9 protein-coding genes are annotated in these 17,260 nt (G+C 63.8%); 2 read left to right on the top strand and 7 right to left on the bottom strand.

All coding sequences use genetic code 11. From position 1 onward, the window contains the following. Nucleotides 1–79: 79 nt before the first annotated feature. Nucleotides 80–1,909 (top strand): SLC13 family permease, encoded by a 1,830-nt coding sequence (locus ACUN9V_RS03880; protein ID WP_445510410.1) that lies wholly within the window; start codon nucleotides 80–82, stop codon nucleotides 1,907–1,909. Between the two features lie 237 nt (nucleotides 1,910–2,146). Then, nucleotides 2,147–2,770 (top strand): septal ring lytic transglycosylase RlpA family protein, encoded by a 624-nt coding sequence (locus ACUN9V_RS03885; RefSeq protein ID WP_445510411.1) that lies wholly within the window; start codon nucleotides 2,147–2,149, stop codon nucleotides 2,768–2,770. A gap of 141 nt (nucleotides 2,771–2,911) precedes the next feature. Here the strand turns inward: ACUN9V_RS03885 and ACUN9V_RS03890 are convergent, their stop codons facing one another. From ACUN9V_RS03890 to betB, 7 genes are all read right to left on the bottom strand, one after another. After that, on the bottom strand, nucleotides 2,912–5,380 hold the full coding sequence (locus tag ACUN9V_RS03890) for an acyl-CoA dehydrogenase (RefSeq protein WP_445510412.1): 2,469 nt from the start codon (nucleotides 5,378–5,380) through the stop codon (nucleotides 2,912–2,914). Nucleotides 5,381–5,662: 282 nt separating this feature from the next. Next, nucleotides 5,663–8,767, bottom strand: coding sequence for an efflux RND transporter permease subunit (locus tag ACUN9V_RS03895; RefSeq protein WP_445510413.1), 3,105 nt, complete (start codon nucleotides 8,765–8,767; stop codon nucleotides 5,663–5,665). Next, entirely contained in the window at nucleotides 8,764–11,934 is a 3,171-nt protein-coding gene (locus ACUN9V_RS03900; RefSeq protein ID WP_445510414.1) for a multidrug efflux RND transporter permease subunit, read from the bottom strand. Before ACUN9V_RS03900 ends, ACUN9V_RS03895 begins: the two co-directional genes overlap by 4 nt. Further along, nucleotides 11,931–13,220 (bottom strand): efflux RND transporter periplasmic adaptor subunit, encoded by a 1,290-nt coding sequence (locus tag ACUN9V_RS03905; protein ID WP_445510415.1) that lies wholly within the window; start codon nucleotides 13,218–13,220, stop codon nucleotides 11,931–11,933. The genes ACUN9V_RS03900 and ACUN9V_RS03905 overlap by 4 nt, the downstream gene beginning before the upstream one ends. Nucleotides 13,221–13,524: 304 nt before the next feature. Next, a complete protein-coding gene (gene betA, locus ACUN9V_RS03910) occupies nucleotides 13,525–15,225 on the bottom strand; it encodes a choline dehydrogenase (RefSeq protein ID WP_445510416.1) in 1,701 nt (566 codons plus the stop codon). A gap of 71 nt (nucleotides 15,226–15,296) precedes the next feature. After that, a complete protein-coding gene (locus ACUN9V_RS03915; RefSeq protein WP_439305289.1) occupies nucleotides 15,297–15,644 on the bottom strand; it encodes a four helix bundle protein in 348 nt (115 codons plus the stop codon). An 85-nt stretch (nucleotides 15,645–15,729) separates the two neighbouring features. Further along, entirely contained in the window at nucleotides 15,730–17,199 is a 1,470-nt protein-coding gene (gene betB / locus ACUN9V_RS03920; RefSeq protein ID WP_445510417.1) for a betaine-aldehyde dehydrogenase, read from the bottom strand. Nucleotides 17,200–17,260 lie beyond the last annotated feature (61 nt).

Raw genomic sequence — 17,260 nt, forward strand, 5'->3', positions numbered from 1 at the left:
ATAGCGCGTTGCCGGCTTTTTCGGTCATGACGGGCGCCATTCGCTCTCATCTGTCCTCGTTCGCACAAGGAGCGTGTCGATGCAGGATGCAACCTGGGTATTCCTGATACTGGCGATAACGCTGGTCGCTTTCGTCTGGGGGCGGTTTCGCTATGATCTCGTTGCCATGGCAGCGCTGCTGAGCTGTGTGCTGCTGGGCGTGGTACCCGCGGACGAGGCTTTCTCCGGCTTCGGCCATCCGGCGGTGATCACAGTGGCGGCGGTCCTCGTGCTCAGTCGCGGTTTCGAGCACGCCGGTGTGGTCGACTGGATCGCCGAGAAGGCGCTCAAGGCGGGTAGCCAGCCGGTCTGGCAGCTAGTGGTCCTGACCACGACCGTGATTCTGATGTCGGCGATCATGAACAATGTCGGCGCGCTGGCGCTGCTGCTGCCGGTGGCAGTCCGGGTCGCCCGCGAACACGGGACTTCGCCCTCCTTTCTACTGATGCCGCTGGCTTTCGGCTCGCTGCTGGGCGGATTGATCACGCTGATCGGCACGCCACCCAACATCATCATCAGCACCTTTCGCGCCAGCCAGGGTGAGGGCGCCTTCCGGATGTTCGATTTTGCCCCGGTAGGTGTCGGTGTGGCGTTCGTCGGGCTGCTGTTCATGGTGCTGGTGGGCCGCAAGCTGACGCCGCAGCGCCAAGGGCAGGCCTCGGCCGCCGAGCTTTTCGAGACCTCGGCCTATCTCAGCGAATTGACGGTAGGTGAGTCGGCCAAGGCCGTGGGCTGGACGCTTCGCGAACTGCGTGAGGTATGCGATGAGCCGGTGCCGATTCTGGGCATCATCCGGGGTGACAAGCAGCATTCGGGGCATCGCTTCTTCGGTCCGCTTCAGGCGGGCGACATTCTGCTGCTCGAAGCGGGACCAGAAGATCTCAAACAGCTGGAGGACAAGGGCGGCTTGACCCTCGGCGCCCGGTCCCGGGATGACGAAGCGGCCGGGGATGGGGTGTCGGAGAGTGACGAGGAAGCGAGCGCTGCCCGCGTTCCCAAGCTGGATGCAGAGGACCTGCAACTGGTGGAAGCAGTGGTGCGTACCGATTCGATGATGATCCGGCGCACCGTGACGCACCTTCGCCTGCTCAATCAGCACGGGTTGCATCTGGTTGCTGTCTCCCGTGACGGTGCGCGGTTGAAGCAACGTCTTCGCGAGGTTCGCTTTCAGCCAGGCGACGTGCTGCTGCTGCAGGGTGACGAGAACGGCCTCAGCGACAGCCTCGCGGCGCTGGGCTGCCTGCCGCTGGCCAGTCGCAAGCTGTCGCTGGGCAAGCCTCGCCAACTGCTGCTGTCGGTGGCGATCTTTGCGGTAGCCATTGCCGCGATGATGTTCGACCTGTTGCCGGCGGCGATCGCGATGTCGTTGGCGGCGCTGGTCACGCTGGCTTCCGGCGTGCTGCCGTTGCGCGAGGGCTACGACGCCATCGAGGGGCCGGTGATCGTGCTGCTTGCGGCGATGCTGCCGGTCGGCCAGGCACTGGAGACCAGTGGCGGGGCACAGATGGTTGCCAACGGCATGATGACACTCGGCGATGGCTGGCCGCCGGTGATCACGTTGGTGGCGCTGTTCGTGATAACGCTGCTGCTGTCCAACGTGATCAACAACGCCGCCGCGGCGCTATTGATGGCGCCGATTGCCGCCAATCTCGCCAGCGGTCTGAATGTCTCTCTCGATCCGTTTCTGATGACGGTGGCGGTCAGCGCCTCCTGCGCGTTCCTGACGCCGATCGGGCATCAGTCGAATACGCTGGTGATGGGGCCGGGCGGCTACCATTTTCGCGACTACTGGAAGCTGGGGCTGCCGCTATCGGTGGTCGTGATGGCAACCGCCATTCCCTTGATTTTACTTATTTGGCCGCTATCGTGAGCCGATCGTCGATTATCGTTGTCTGATCTCGACGACTTGTATGATTTCGACAACGAGTCCGAGTTCAACGACTCGTCTGATCTCGGCGACGGCGTCTGCTTGCCAGGTTCATTATCAGACGCGCCGATGCCGGATCGGCAATGGCCTATCGAGCCTATAGCCTATCGAGCTTATAGCCTTGGGGTTTATAGGAATGGCCAATAGAAATGGCTAATAGAAAGAGCCAGGTTAACTACGATGACATCAGAGCTCACTGACGACAGATCCTCGCCGCTCCGGCGGCCGGTGTTGCGACGGCCGCAACCGCCCAAGTGCCTGTTGGCCGGCGCCATCGTCTCCATCCTGCTGGCGGGCTGTGCCTCGACCCATCATCCGCAGGGCTGGGACGCGACCGCGCCGCCCCAGCCTGCCGCAACGGCTGGCAAGCCCGGCGCCAAGGCTGGCAAGAAAGAGCCCGGCAAGAAAGAGGTTGGCAAGAAAGAGTCCGGCGCCAAGCGCAGAGCATCGGGTTCGACTTCCGATCGGCAGGCCAGTGCGGCCGCTCGAGTGCAGGCGGATGCCGCGGCTGACAAGAAGCGTCTGGGGGAAGCGACCTTTTACGCAGCCTATTTCGAGGGGCGGCCGACCGCCAGCGGCGAGCCCTACGACAGCCGGGCAATGACGGCCGCCCACAAGACATTGCCGTTCGGGACCAAGGTAAAGGTGACCGCGCTGGATTCCGGCGAGACGGCCGTGGTGCGCATCAACGATCGCGGCCCGTTCGTCGATGGGCGCATCATCGATCTCTCCCGGAAGGCGGCGGAGCAGCTCGGCATGGTTCATGACGGTGCCGCCGAAGTACAGCTTCAGATACTGGAATAGACCAAGGTACTGGAATAGCCCCAGATACTGGAATCGCTCCGGATACTCACAGATTCCTCAAGCCGTGCCCCTGAAAAGCCGAAGCCCCCGTTGTTTGGACGGGGGCTTCGATTTATTGCGAGTGATGTTCCACCAGCGGCGTTAGACGGTGGTCTCGTCCTCGGCTGGCGCCGGTTCCCGCACTGTCTGATGGGTGACAAAGGCATCGAACGCGAAGTCGTCGACCGTCAGCATGTCCAGCACCTCGGCTTCGTGCGCACGCATGAATGCCGCATCTTCCTCGCTGAGGACCCCGGCCGCGAGACCGGCGTCGATCCACTGTTCGGGATGCAGCGCGGTCTCCGGCAACGTCTTCTTGGCTCTGGCCTTGTTGAGGGTGCGATAGATCGCCTCGGCACGTTCGGCGTTGGCCAGCAGGGCGTTGTAGCGCGCCAGCGCGTTGTCCTTCTGACCTTCTTCCCAGGTATCCCAGGTATTGCGGGTCAACTTGTGGCGCAGCGCGCTGTCGGTGGAGATCGCCTTGGCGATTTCGCGGGTCAGCGTGTCCTGCGGCTTGTGCCAGCGACGCCCAACCGGCTGGGTGACGAACGATAGCGTCATGCCCAATGCGCGATTGGGCAGGTTGTCGAACAGATCGGCCATCGCCTGCTCGGCGCGATTCAACAGCAGCCGACAGCTGTAGTGGAACAGCGCCGCTTCGTTGTCGACCCGATCCGTCTCGTGCCACTGCTTGAGCACCATCGACAGCAGATACAGATTCGACAGCACGTCGCCGAGACGGGCCGAGATCATCTCGCGCTGCTTGAGCTTGGAGCCGAGGCTCGCCATGGCGGCATCGGCGCAAAGGCTGAAGGCGGAGGAAAGGCGTGCGGCATCCTGCGCGTAGGGCGCGGCGATGCCGTCGAACGGCACGCCCGGCTTGCCCAGTCCCAGCGCCTGGGTGAAGGCGCGCGCACCGTTGCCGAAGATCAGCCCGATATGGCGGAAGAACAGCCGATCGAAAGCGTCGAAGTCATTGGCATCCTTGGCCGCCAGCTCGTCGAGGACGTAGGGATGGCAGCGAATCGCGCCCTGACCGAATATCATCAGATTGCGGGTCATGATGTTGGCGCCCTCGACAGTGATCGAGACCGGGTTGGCGCTGTAGCCGATGCCGAGATAGTTGCGCGGCCCGAGCGTCACCGTGCGGCCGCCGTGGACGTCCATGGCATCGGCCAGCACGTCACGCTGGAATTCGGTCAACTGGCTCTTGAGGATCGCCGACGGCACCGCCGGCTTGACGCCATGATCGATGGTATTGGCGGTCTGGATGACGGCTGCCTGAGTGATATAGGCCTTGGCCGCGATGCGCGCCAGCGGCTCCTGGACGCCTTCCATGTCCGCCACGGCGATATTGAACTGGCGCCGGATTCGGGTGAAGCCGCCGCTCCAGCCCACCGCGTAGCGACCGATGCCGGCGGCGCCCGACGGCAGCGTGATACAGCGACCGACCGAGAGGCACTCGACCAGCATGCGCCAGCCCTGGCCGGCCATGTCGAGGCCGCCGATCAGGTAGTCGAGCGGGATGAACACGTCCTTGCCACGAATCGGGCCGTTCATGAACGGGCTGCCGATCGGATGGTGGCGACGTCCGATCTGCAGTCCCTCCGTCTCGCGGGGGATCAGCGCGCAGGTGATGCCGATATCGCTTTCGCCACGTTCCAGCAGGTTGTCCGGGTCGAACATGCGAAAGGCGAGGCCCACTACGGTCGCGACCGGTGCCAGCGTGATCCAGCGCTTGTCGAACGTCAGCTTGAGACCCAGCACTTCTTCGCCATCGTGCAGGCCACGGCAGACGATGCCGACGTCCGGAATCGACGTGGCGTCGCTGCCAGCGCGCGGGCCGGTCAATGCGAAACAGGGGATCTCGCGGCCGTCGGCGAGGCGCGGCAGGTAATGGTCCTTCTGCGCCTCGGTGCCGTATTTCAGCAGCAGTTCGCCGGGCCCGAGCGAGTTGGGCACGCCCACGGTGCTCATCAGTGTCTCGTTGAAGGCCAGTTTCTGCAGCACGGCGGACTGCGCCTTGGCGGAAAAGCCGAGGCCGCCGTAGGCCTTGGGAATGATCATGCCGAAGAAACGTTCGTTCTTCAGGTAGGTCCAGAGCGCTTCGGGCATGTCGGCACGCTCGCGGGCGATCTCCCAGGCGTTGCACATGCCGGCGGCGACGGAGCACTGATGGTCGACGAACGCCTGTTCTTCATCGCTCAGCCCCGGATTGTCGAAGGCGAGCAGCTTCTGCCAGTCGGGGCGGCCGCTGAAAAGCTCGCCGTCCCAGGCCACGGTGCCGGCATCCAGCGCGACGCGCTCGGTTTCGGAGACCCGCGGGGCGATTTTCTTGTACATGGCGAATAGTCGCGGCGACAACCACAGGCGTCGAATCGGCTTGAGACCACAGACGGCGACGCCGATCGCCGCGATCAGCAGCAAGGTGCCGATCACTTCGGCATCCAGCGCCAGCCCGACGATACCCAGAACCGCCAGCACGGCGATCGCCGCAAGCGCGCCGGCTTCACGACGCATGACGACCAGACAGCCGACGACGGCCAGGACGATGAGCAGCAGTGTGATCATGATGGACTCCGAGAGGAAAACGAAATTCAGACGAGCGTTTGAATTTGATTGTCAGACTAGCCGATCGGCCGCCGGCTGACTAGAGCCGGCGGGGTTATCCTTTGGGCTAGAGCGCCGTGAGCCACGAGTGACGAGCGACGAGCGACGAGCTACGAGCTACGGGCAACGAGCTACGGGCAACGAGCTACGAGCTACGAGCCACGAGCCACGAGCCACGAGCTACGAGCTACGAGCTACGAGCTACGAGCTACGAGCTACGAGAAAAGCTTGCGGGCCCGAAGCTCACGCTTCGCGGGCACGGTCCGAGCCGATCTGTCTTGGCCGCAGCCGACGGTGCAGCCTGTCGAGGTAGAGGTAGACCACCGGGGTGGTGTAGAGCGTCAGTATCTGGCTGATGATCAGGCCGCCGATGATGGTGATCCCCAGCGGCGCGCGCAGGCCGGCGTTTTCGTCGGTGCCGATCAGCAGCGGCAGGGCGCCGAGCAGGGCCGCCAGGGTGGTCATCATGATCGGCCGGAAGCGCACCAGTGCGGCGTGACGGATCGCGTCCTGCGGTGACATGCCCTGATCGCGCTCACACACCACCGCGAAGTCGACCAGCATGATGGCGTTCTTCTTGACCACGCCGATCAGCAGGATGATCCCGATCAGTGCGATCAGCGTGAACGGTGTGTCCAGCATCATCAGCGCCAGCAGCGCGCCGACGCCGGCCGACGGCAGCGTCGACAGGATCGTCAGCGGGTGGATATAGCTCTCGTAGAGAATCCCCAGCACCAGGTAGACCGTGATCAACGCCGCCAGGATCAGCCACGGCATCGCCTCGATGCCGCTCTGGAAGGTGCCGGCGCTGCCCTCGAAATCGACCTGTACCGATGTCGGCAGATGGAGCTCGTCGACGGCCTGGCGAATGCGCGCGGTGGCATCGCCCAGCGAGACGCCGTCCTCGAGATTGAACGAGATCGTCGAAGCGGCGAACTGGCCCTGATGGTTGACGGTAACGGGTGTGGTGCTGCGCTCCACATGGCTGAACGCCGAGATCGGAATCATCTCGCCGTCGTTGCCGCTGACGTAGAGATCGCTGATGGCGTCCGGCGCCTGACGGTAGGGCGCATCCACCTCCATCACCACATAGCGTTGCTCGTCGGCGTCAAAGAGACTCACCACCTTGCTCTGGGCAAAGGCGTTGCCCAGTGCGGTGTCGATGGTGCGCATGTCGACGCCAAGGCGGGAGGCGGTATCTCGATCCACAACCAGCTTGGCGGCCAGGCCGTCGCCGCGGCTGTCGCTGTCGACGCCGGTGATACCGTCGACCTGCTGCATCGCCTGCTGGACCTGGCTAGCACCGTCGCCAAGCAGTTCGAGGTTGTCGCTTTTCAGCGTGATCTCGTATTGCGAGGCGCTGCTGGAGCGTCCGCCGACGCGAATGTCCTGCAAAGGGAACATGAAGGTGCTGACCCCGGTCATGCCCTGCAAGCTGGCGGTCAGACGATTGCCAATCGATTGCGTCGAGCCCTGGCGGTCGGCTTTCAAGGTGATGAACAGCGTCGCCGAGGAGCCGCCGCGACCCGGACCGCCGCTGCCCATGAAGCCCAGTACGCTGTCGACGGCCGGATCGGTCAGCAGCCGCTCGCGAACCTGATCCAACTTCTCCGACACGGCCTCGAACGACAGCGCCTGATCGCCGCGCAGGGTGCCGAGCAGACGGCCGGTGTCCTGATCCGGAATGAATCCTTTATCGACCGCGGTGTACAGATAGCCGTTGAGCACGATCACCGCGACCAGCGACAAGAGCGTCAGGCGGCGGTGCTTCAGCGCGATGTCCAGGGTTCGCGCGTAGCCGTTCAGGAACCAGCCGCCGAAGACGGCCAGACCGCGCTCCCAGGCGGGTTGCCGCTCGCGTCTGGGATGCGGCTTGAGCCAGCGCGCGCAGAGCATCGGTGTCAGTGTCAGCGAGACCAGCAGCGACACCCCGATCGCCAGCGACAGCGTGACCGCGAATTCGTGGAACAGACGCCCGATGAAGCCGCCCAGCAGCAACAGCGGAATGAACACCGCCACCAGCGATACGCTCATCGCGGTAACGGTGAAACCGACCTCCCTGGCGCCTAGCAGCGCCGCCTTGAACGGTTTCACGCCCTGTTCGATATGTCGGGCGATGTTCTCCACCACCACGATGGCGTCATCGACCAGAAAGCCGATCGAGACGATCAGCGCCATCAGCGACAGCGTGTCGAGCGAGAAATCGAATACCCACATCATCGCGAAGGTGCCGATCAGCGAGACCGGTATCACCACGCTGGGGATGATGGTGGCGCGGGCGTTGCGCAGGAACAGGAACACCACCAGTACCACCAGCACCACCGCCAGCAACAGCGTCAGCTGGGTCTCCTGCAGTGACGCCTGAATGCCGGGCGCGCGATCGAGCTGTACGCTGAGATTGACGTTCTCCGGCAGCAGACTCTGGACCTCGTCGAGCCGTTCCCGCACGCCGGCAATGGTGTCGATGATATTGGCACCACTGGCGCTGCTGATGACCAGCAGTACGGCGGGGAGCTCGTTCTGGAAGCCGACGTTGTAGCGGTCCTCCACGCCATCAGTGATGGTGGCTACGTCGCCCAGGCGCATCAGCGAGCCGTCGCCGCCGCGGGCGATCACGATCTGGCTGTAGTCACTCGCTTTCAGCAGTTGGGAGTCGCTCTGGACTTCCCAACGATGCTTGACGGTCTGCACGAAGCCGGTGGGCGACTGCGTCGTGGCCGCACGCAGGGCGCCGGCGACCGCGTCGAGAGTGATGCCGGCATGGTTGAGCTTGCGCGGATCGATCGAAACGCGCACCGCCGGCGACGAGCTGCCGCCGACGTTGACGTCGCCCACGCCGGGAACCTGGGCGATCGGCGGGGCGATTTTGCTGTCGGCGAGCTGATAGAGCTCGCTGGTGGGAATGGAGTCGGAGGTCAGCGACAGGATCATCACCGGCGCCGATGCCGGATTCAGCTTGCGGTAGTGGGGCCTGCTGGTCATGGCGCTGGGTAGCAGCGGCTGGGCATCGTTGATGGCAGCTTGCACCTCCTGGGCGGCCACGTTGATGTCCTTGTCGAGATCGAACTGGATGATCACTCGAGTGGAGCCGTCCGAGCTCGACGAGGTCATCTGGGTGATACCCGGAATTCGCCCCAGCGAGCGCTCCAGCGGTGTCGCCACCGTTGACGCCATGGTCTCCGGATTGGCCCCGCTGAGGCTCGCCGACACCATGATGGTCGGGAACGACACATTGGGCAGCGGCGCCACCGGCAGCCGATCGTAGGCGAGCGACCCCAGCAGCACGATGGCCAGTGCCAGCAGGATCGTGGCGACCGGGCGGCGAACGAATGGCGACGACAGACTCACGGCTTGGCCTCGACCGAGCTGCCGTCATGATCGTCGTCACGACCGGCTTCGTCATCGCGACGGCGGCGTGTAGCCAGTCGATTCCAGCGTGACGCCAGGCGATCGAAAAACAGATAGATCACCGGCGTGGTGAACAGCGTCAACAGCTGGCTGAACAGCAGTCCGCCGACCATGGTTATGCCCAGTGGCTGACGCAGCTCGGCGCCGTAACCGCTGGCGAACATCAGCGGCAGCGCCCCCAGCAGGGCCGCGCAGGTGGTCATCATGATCGGCCGGAAGCGCAGTAGCGCCGCGGTGTGAATCGCCTTCTCCGGCGACATGCCGCGCTCGCGCTGCGCCTCCAGCGCGAAGTCGATCATCATGATGGCGTTCTTCTTGACGATGCCGATCAGCAGGATGATGCCGATGATCGCCACCAGACCCAGCGAGTAGCCGCTGATCTGCAGCGCCAGCAGGGCGCCGATGGCGGCGGACGGCAGCGTCGACAGGATCGTCAACGGATGAATGTAGCTCTCGTAGAGAATGCCCAGCACGATATACATGGTGACAATGGCGGCGAGAATCAGCCACAGCGTATCGCTGGTGGAGTTGGTATACGCCAGTGCCGAGCCACGGTAATCCAGCGAGGTTTGATCGCTGAGCGTCCCGGCGGCCGCCTGGTCGACGGCGTCGAAGGCATCCGACAGTGAATAGCCATCGGCGACGGCGAACGACATCAACGCCGACGGGAACTGGTTCTGACGCTGCAGCGACAGCGGCGTGGTGCGCTCGGCCAGGGTGACCAGCGTCGACAGCGGCACCAACTCGTCGTCGTCATTGCTGACGTAGAGCCGCGACAGCGCTTCCGGGCCGTCGTCGTTAGCCGCATTGGCGGCGAGCACGACCCGATACTGGCTGGCCTGGGTAAAGATCGTCGAGATCAGGCGCTGGCCGAAGGCGTCATAGAGCGCATCGTCGATATCGGCGACGCTGACCCCGAGGCGCCCGGCGCGGGCACGGTCGATGGTGACCTCGAGCTTGCGTCCCTCGTTCTGCACGTCGCTGCTGACATTGGCAATGGCCGGCGAGCGCTCGAGCGCCGCCAGCAGTTTGTCGGCATCGGCGTTCAGCGCTTCGCGGTCGCCTTGGGTCAGCGAGAACTGGTAGGGATAGCGACTGATGGTGTCTTCCAGCGTCAGATCCTGTACTGGCTGCAGCGCGAGGGAGAGGCCGGGGACATCGTGGCTGGCGTTGCGCAGGCGCTTCAGCACGCTGTTCAGGTCGCCACGATCGTCCAGCGGTTTGAGATTGATCGAAAGCCGGCCGCCGTTGAGCGTGGTATTGGTGCCGTCGATGCCCACGCTCGAGGAGATGTTGGCGACGTCGGGGTCTTCGAGCAGCCGATCGACCAGCTGCTGCTGGCGAGCGGACATTGCCTCGAACGATGTCGACTGGGTGGCCGTCGTGGTGCCGCGAATGACGCCGGTATCCTGTACCGGAAACAGACCCTTGGGCGTGGCGAGGAACAGCAGCGCGGTGACCCCCAGGGTGGCGACCGCGACCAACAGCGTCAGTGTCTGATGACCCAGGATCCAGTCCAGGGCGTGTTCGTAGCCGCGAGTGACGCGGCCGAACAGCCCCTGGCGGTTGCGGACCAGGGTCTCGTCGTCCTCGTCGTCGGCGTCATTCCCGCTACCGGCGTCCTCCGGACGATGTTTCAGCCAGCGCGCGCAGAGCATCGGTGTCAGCGTCAGCGAGACGAAGGCCGAGATCACGATCGAGATCGCCAGGGTCAGCGCGAACTGGCGGAACAGCACGCCGACCACGCCGCTCATGAACACCAGCGGTATCAGCACCGCCAACAGCGAGATCGTCAGCGACAGGATGGTGAAGGCGATCTGACGCGAGCCCTTGAGCGCCGCGGCCAGTGGCTTCTCGCCTTTCTCGATGTAGCGGGTGATGTTTTCCAGCACCACGATGGCATCGTCGATGACGAAGCCGGTGGCGATGGTCAGCGCCATCAGGGTGAGGTTGTTGAGGCTGAATCCTGCCAGATACATCGCGCCGAAAGTGCCCACCAGCGACAGCGGCACCGCCAGGCTGGGGATCAGCGTGGCCGGAATGTTGCGCAGGAACAGGAACGTCACCATCACCACCAGGCCGATGGCGAGGATCAGCTCGAACTGGACGTCTTCTACAGCGGCGCGGATGGTAGTGGTGCGGTCGGTGAGGACGTCGACGTCGACGCCGGCCGGCAGCGTGTTCTCCAGCCCCGGCAGGCTCTGCTTGATGGTGTCGGCAACGCCTACGACGTTGGCGCCGGGTTGACGCAGCACGTCGATCAGGATGGCGCCCTGACGATTGGCCCACGCCGACAGATTGGCGTTCTCGGCGCCGTCCTCGACGCTGGCGACGTCCGACAGCCGCAGCACCGAGCCGTTGTCGTTCTTGAGAATCAGGTCGCGATAGCCGCTGGCCGACAGCAACTGGTCGTTGGCATCGATGCTATAGGCACGGTAGGGCCCATACAGCGTGCCCTTGGCCTGATTGACGTTGGCCGCGGCGACGGCGCTGCGGACCGCCGCGAGATCGAGCCCGTGGGCCGCGAGCTGGCGCGAATCGACCGAAATGCGCACGGCCGGCTGATGGCCGCCGGCCAGCTTGACCTGGCCCACGCCACTGATCTGGGCGATCTTCTGCGCCATGCGCGTATCGACCAGATCGTAGACCTGGGTCAGGGGCAACGTGTCCGAGCTGACCGCCAGCGTCATGATCGGGGTGTCGGCGGGGTTGACCTTGCTGTAGCTGGGCGGGCGAGGCAGATCGTCGGGTAACAGCGTTTCGGCCTGGCTCAGTGCGGCCTGAACTTCCTGCTCGGCGACGCCCATGTCGGAATCGAGCGAGAAGCGCAGCGTGATCAGCGAGGCGCCGCCGGTGCTGGTCGAGCTCATGTCCTCCAGACCCGAGATCTCGCCGAGTTCGTCCTCCAGCGGCGAGGTGACGTGGGAGAGCATCACGTCCGGCCCGGCGCCGGGATAGAGCGTGGTGACCTGAATGGTCGGAAAATCCACCTCCGGCAGCGACGAGATCGTCAGCAGCCGATACGCCAGCGCGCCCGCGATCAGGATCGCCAGCATCACCAGCGAGGTGGCAACCGGGCGCAGGATGAAGAGGCGGGACGGGTTCATGAGGCGCTGCCGCGATTCGCACTGTTATCGCTGGCTTGGTTCGCAGCGCTCCTGCTGGTCTGGTTCTCGGCGCCACCGCCGGCCGGGTCGGCGACCTCGTCGCTGGACTCTCCCGGCAGGGCATCGCTGACCACCCGAACCTTGGCGCCTTCGCGCAGGCTGTCGACACCGTCGACTACCACGCGCTCGCCGGCCTCGACGCCTGACGAGAGCGCGCTCTGGGAGTTCTGGGTCGCCACCAGCGTGACGTCCCGACGGGTGACAGTATTGTCAGCCTTGACCACGTAGACGTAGTTGCCGTCCTGGCCGGTCTGAACCGCCGGCTCGGGCACGATGACCTGGTCACGCAGGATCTGCGAAACCAGGCTGACATCGACATAGGCGTTGGGGTAAAGCCCCCCGGCCGGATTGTCGAAGGTAGCGCGCAGGCGAATCGTGCCGGTGGCACTGTTGATGTTGCTGTCGATGCTGCTGAGCTGACCCGAGTAGGTTTCGCCGTTGGTGCCGGTGACACTGACCTGGGGGCGATCGCCATCGGTCAGACGACCCCTGACGGTATCGATGTAGCGGCTGGGCAGCGAGAAGATCACCGAAATCGGATCGAGCTGGGTAATGGTGACGATCGGATCGTCGTCGCCGAGCTGGATGATGTTGCCGGGATCGACGTTGCGGATCCCCACCACACCGGTGATCGGCGCGACGATGTCGGTGTAGTCGAGCTGCACCTGGGCGCTCTGGACGCTGGCCCGATCGCTGGAGACGGTACCCTGGTACTGGCGGACCAGCTGGCGTTGCTGTTCCAGCTCCTGCTTCGAGACATAGTTGGAGCCAATCAGCTTTTCATAGCGCGCCAGATCCTCTTTCGCCGAGGCCAGCTGAGCCTGATCCTGAGCCAGTTGGCCCTTGGCCTGGTCCAGCAGCGCCTGATAGTCGCGCGGATCCACCTGGGCAATCCGCTGACCTTTCTTGACCGTCTCGCCTTCCTCGAAATTGACTGACAGCAGTTCGCCTTCGACACGCGGCCGCACCGTCACGCTCGAGAGCGGACGCACGGTGCCCAGCGCGGTCAATTCGATCGGCAGATCGCCCTGGCTGGCCGCGACGGCGGATATCGCCGTCGCCGGTGGCGCGCCACCGGCCGGCCCTGCGGCGTCTGCGGCCGTTTCGGACTCGCCGCCGCGGCCAAACACGTAATAGACGACGGCGGCCACGATGACGATCAACGCCAGCAACCAAAGCCAGCGTAGCGGGCGACGAGCGCGAGACGACGAAGGAGAAGAGGACATGTCGAGAAGCGTTCCTTGTACTGACTTTATGACGTGGCCCCACACCGATCGAACGGGCCTGGGTCTAATGAGCCTGAATCTAATGAGCCTGGGCCGAATGAAACTAGAGCCGGACGAACGTGGAGTCGAACTAGCGTAAAGGCGAACTCAGTGTAACGGAACACTGTTCGCACAATGCGCAATTAGCGCGCAAATAATCGCACGACAGCCAGCCGACAATGGCGCGGATGACAGCGACAGACGAAAGAAGCCCGGCGCCAGGGCCGGGCTGAGGAACAGACGAAGTTGGAACCCAAAAAGCGTGTCAGGCGCTTCTGGCCGGTGTCTGACGCGCCGGTGCGCCGTTGGCGACGTAGTAGGGGGCTTTAGACGTCGGCAGCGGTTCGCGGTCACGAACGCAGTCGGCGAGTTTCTCGGCAATCATGATGGTGGTTGCGTTGAGATTGCCGGTCACGATCTGCGGCATGATCGACGCATCGATGACGCGCAGGCCCTCGATGCCATGCACGCGGCCTTCATGGTCGACCACGGCGTCGTCATCGGATCCCATGCTGCAGGTGCCGCAGGGGTGATAGGCGGTTTCGGCATGCTCGCGAACGAAAGCATCGAGCTGTTCATCGGTCTTGACGTCCGGCCCCGGGGAAATCTCTCGACCGCGATAGGCATCCATCGCCGGTTGATCGATGATCTCGCGGGTCAGCCGGATCGCGGCGCGGAATTCCTTCCAGTCACGCTCGGTCGACATGTAATTGAACAGAATGCTGGGTGCGCTACGCGGGTTCTTGTCGACCAGCTGGACGCGGCCGCGGCTCTCGGAGCGCATCGAGCCGACGTGGGCCTGAAAGCCGTGGGCCTGGACCGCGCTCTTGCCGTTGTAGCTGATCGCGATCGGCAGGAAGTGGTACTGAAGGTTGGGCCACGGTTCACTGTCGTCGCTGCGAATGAATCCGCCGGCCTCGAACTGGTTGCTGGCACCGATACCCTTGCCCAAGAACATCCACTCCGCGCCGATCTGGGGCTGGTTGTACCACTTCAGCGACGGATACAGCGAGATCGGTTGCTTGCACTCGTACTGGATGTACATCTCCAGGTGATCCTGCAGGTTCTCGCCGACGCCCTTGAGATGGTGCACGACGGGAATGCCGAGCTTTTCCAGCAGTTCCGGGTTGCCCACGCCGGAGCGCTGCAGGATCTCCGGCGAGGCGATCGCGCCGCCACACAAGAGCACCTCTCGCCGAACCAGGGCCTGACGCGGCTGGCTGTTGTTGAGATGGTCGTGCAGATAGTTGACACCCACGGCACGCTTATCTTCGAACAGAATGCGATCGGTAGTGGCGTGGGTGACGATGGTCAGGTTCTCGCGCTGCTTGGCGATGTCCAGATAGCCGCGGCCCGTCGCGGCGCGGCGCCCGTTGGGCGTCGTCGTCCGGTCCATCGGCCCGAAGCCTTCCTGTTGATAGCCGTTGAGGTCGTCGGTGCGCGGATAGCCCGCCTCGACACCCGCGTCGATGAAGGCCTGGTAGAGCGGGTTGTTGCCGGCTTTCGGGGTCGCCACGCTCAGCGGGCCGTCGCCGCCGTGATAGTCGTTGGCACCGATGTCGCGGCTTTCCGCCTTGCGATAGTAGGGCAGGCAGTCGAGATAGCTCCAGCTTTCCAGCCCCGGCCGCTTGGCCCAGTTGTCCAGATCCAGCGCATTGCCGCGGATGTAGCACATGCCGTTGATCAACGAGGAGCCGCCCAGGCCCTTGCCACGGCCGCATTCCATGCGACGGTTGTCCATGTGCGGTTCCGGGTCGGTCTCGAACGCCCAGTTGTAGCGTTTGCCCTGCAACGGGTAGGCCAGCGCCGCCGGCATCTGGGTGCGGAAATCGGCGCGGTAGTCCGGTCCACCAGCTTCCAGCAGCAGCACGCTGATGGCCGGGTCCTCGGTCAGACGCGTCGCGAGCACGTTACCCGCCGAACCGGCGCCAATGATGATGTAATCGAATTCCTGAGCCTGTTGCATACACACGCTCCTTATTAGAAGAAAATGGGCTACGAGCTACGAGCTACGAGCTACGAGCTACGAGCTACGAGCTACGAGCTACGAGCTAGAGAGTTCAAAAGCGATCCGAGCATTCGGGAAAGCTGAAAAGATTCGTCGCGCCATTGGTGGCCAATGGAATGGTCGATGTATCCCACCTCGAGACCAATCAGTGTCTGAGTGGCAAATTCCCCGCAGGAGCCTTTGGCAATCGAGACGAATCGAAATTTTTCGCGCTCGGTATAGCGTTCAAAGCCTTCCGCGATATTGCTGGGGATCGAGAGAGCCGACCGCGTAATCTGATCCTTGAAGCCAAAGTCACGAAGTTCAGCCAGTTCACGATAGACCGCCACGCTGAGATCCTTGCTACGAACCCAAACCGCCATTTGCTCATGCTTCATTGCCAATCGCCTTATGGAAGTCCAGCCTCCGGTGCCTCTATCGACTGGGGGCTCGTAGCTCGTATCTCGAAGCTCACGGCTGATGTCAGAACACCGATTCGAACGGCCCCATCTCGATCTGCACCGATTTGGTTTGGGTATAGTGCGCCAGCGTCTCGACGCCGTTCTCGCGGCCGATACCCGACTGCTTGTAGCCGCCGACCGGCATTTCGGCCGGGGAGTCGCCCCAGGTGTTGATCCAGCAGATACCCGCTTCGATCTGATGAATGACGCGGTGGGCGCGATTGAGGCTTTCGGTGAACAGGCCGGCGGCCAGGCCGTACTCGGTGTCGTTGGCGCGGCGGATGACCTCCTCTTCGTCATCGAAAGCCAGAATCGCCATGATCGGGCCGAAGATCTCTTCGCGAACGATGCGCATGTCATCGTCGCAATCGGTGTAGGCGGTGGCCGCGACCCAGGCGCCCTTGCCGAAATCGCCGTCGGTCATGCGGTTGCCACCGACGAGCAGGCGCGCGCCGTCCTGCTTGGCGATCTCCAGATAGCTGGCGACTTTCTCCAGGTGCTCGAAGCTGACCAGCGGGCCGAAGTTGGTGGCGGGATCCAACGGATCGCCGGCCTTGATGCGGTTGACGCGCTCGATAATCTCGGCCTCGAAGGCCTCCTTGACCGAACGATGTACGAACACGCGGGTGCCGTTGGTGCAGACCTGGCCGCTGGAATAGAAGTTGGCCATCATCGCCCCGTCGGCGGCGCGATCGAGATCGGCGTCCTCGAATACGATCAGCGGCGACTTGCCGCCGAGCTCCATGGTGACATCCTTGAGCGTGGAGCCGGCTGCGGCGGACATCACCTTCTTGCCGGTGCCGACTTCGCCGGTAAAGGTGATCTTGGCCAGCCCTGGATGCTCGGTGAGCATGGCGCCAACGCTGCCGTCGCCCTGAACGACGTTGAACACGCCATCGGGAAGGCCGGCCTCGGTAAAGATCTCGGCCAATCTCATCACGGTCAGCGGGGTGACCTCGCTCGGCTTGAAGACGACGGCATTGCCGGCGGCCAAGGCCGGGGCCGCTTTCCAGCAGGCGATCTGGATCGGGTAGTTCCACGCGCCGATGGCACCGATCACGCCCAACGGTTCTCGGCGGGTATAGACGAACGAGTCTTCGCGCAGCGGAATCTGCGTCCCCTCGATGGCGGGTGCCAGCCCCGCGAAATACTCGAGCGCGTCCGCGCCCGTCACGATGTCGACGCCGGTCGTCTCGCTGATCGGCTTGCCGGTGTTCAGCGTTTCCAGCTCGGCCAGTTCGTCATTGCGTTCCCGCAGCAGCGCGACCGCCTTGAGCAGAATGCGCGAACGCTCCATGCCGGTCATCGCTGCCCACTGGCGCTGGCCGCGCTGAGCGCTTTCGATGGCCTTGTCGACGTCGGCAGCGGTCGCCTGCTGGACGCTGGCGATGACTTCGCCATTGGCCGGGTTGACCGCGTCGAAGGTCTGATTTCCGCTGGCCGGAGTGCGGCGGCCGTCGATATAAAGTGTCTGTGTCTCGAGTCGTGCCATGTGACTCTCCTTCGAATGGCGAATGAAATAGCGTTGCTGGAGTGTTTGTGTGCTTCAGGCG

The sequence above is a fragment of the Salinicola sp. V024 genome, from assembly GCF_052645315.1.

Excerpts from the sequence above, each read along its gene's own strand:
- ACUN9V_RS03900 (WP_445510414.1), bottom strand. The coding sequence starts at position 11,934 with ATGAACCCGTCCCGCCTCTTCATCCTGCGCCCGGTTGCCACCTCGCTG.
- betA (WP_445510416.1), bottom strand. The coding sequence starts at position 15,225 with ATGCAACAGGCTCAGGAATTCGATTACATCATCATTGGCGCCGGTTCG.
- ACUN9V_RS03885 (WP_445510411.1), top strand. The coding sequence starts at position 2,147 with ATGACATCAGAGCTCACTGACGACAGATCCTCGCCGCTCCGGCGGCCG.
- ACUN9V_RS03905 (WP_445510415.1), bottom strand. The coding sequence starts at position 13,220 with ATGTCCTCTTCTCCTTCGTCGTCTCGCGCTCGTCGCCCGCTACGCTGG.
- ACUN9V_RS03890 (WP_445510412.1), bottom strand. The coding sequence starts at position 5,380 with ATGATCACACTGCTGCTCATCGTCCTGGCCGTCGTCGGCTGTCTGGTC.
- ACUN9V_RS03915 (WP_439305289.1), bottom strand. The coding sequence starts at position 15,644 with ATGAAGCATGAGCAAATGGCGGTTTGGGTTCGTAGCAAGGATCTCAGC.
- ACUN9V_RS03880 (WP_445510410.1), top strand. The coding sequence starts at position 80 with ATGCAGGATGCAACCTGGGTATTCCTGATACTGGCGATAACGCTGGTC.
- betB (WP_445510417.1), bottom strand. The coding sequence starts at position 17,199 with ATGGCACGACTCGAGACACAGACACTTTATATCGACGGCCGCCGCACT.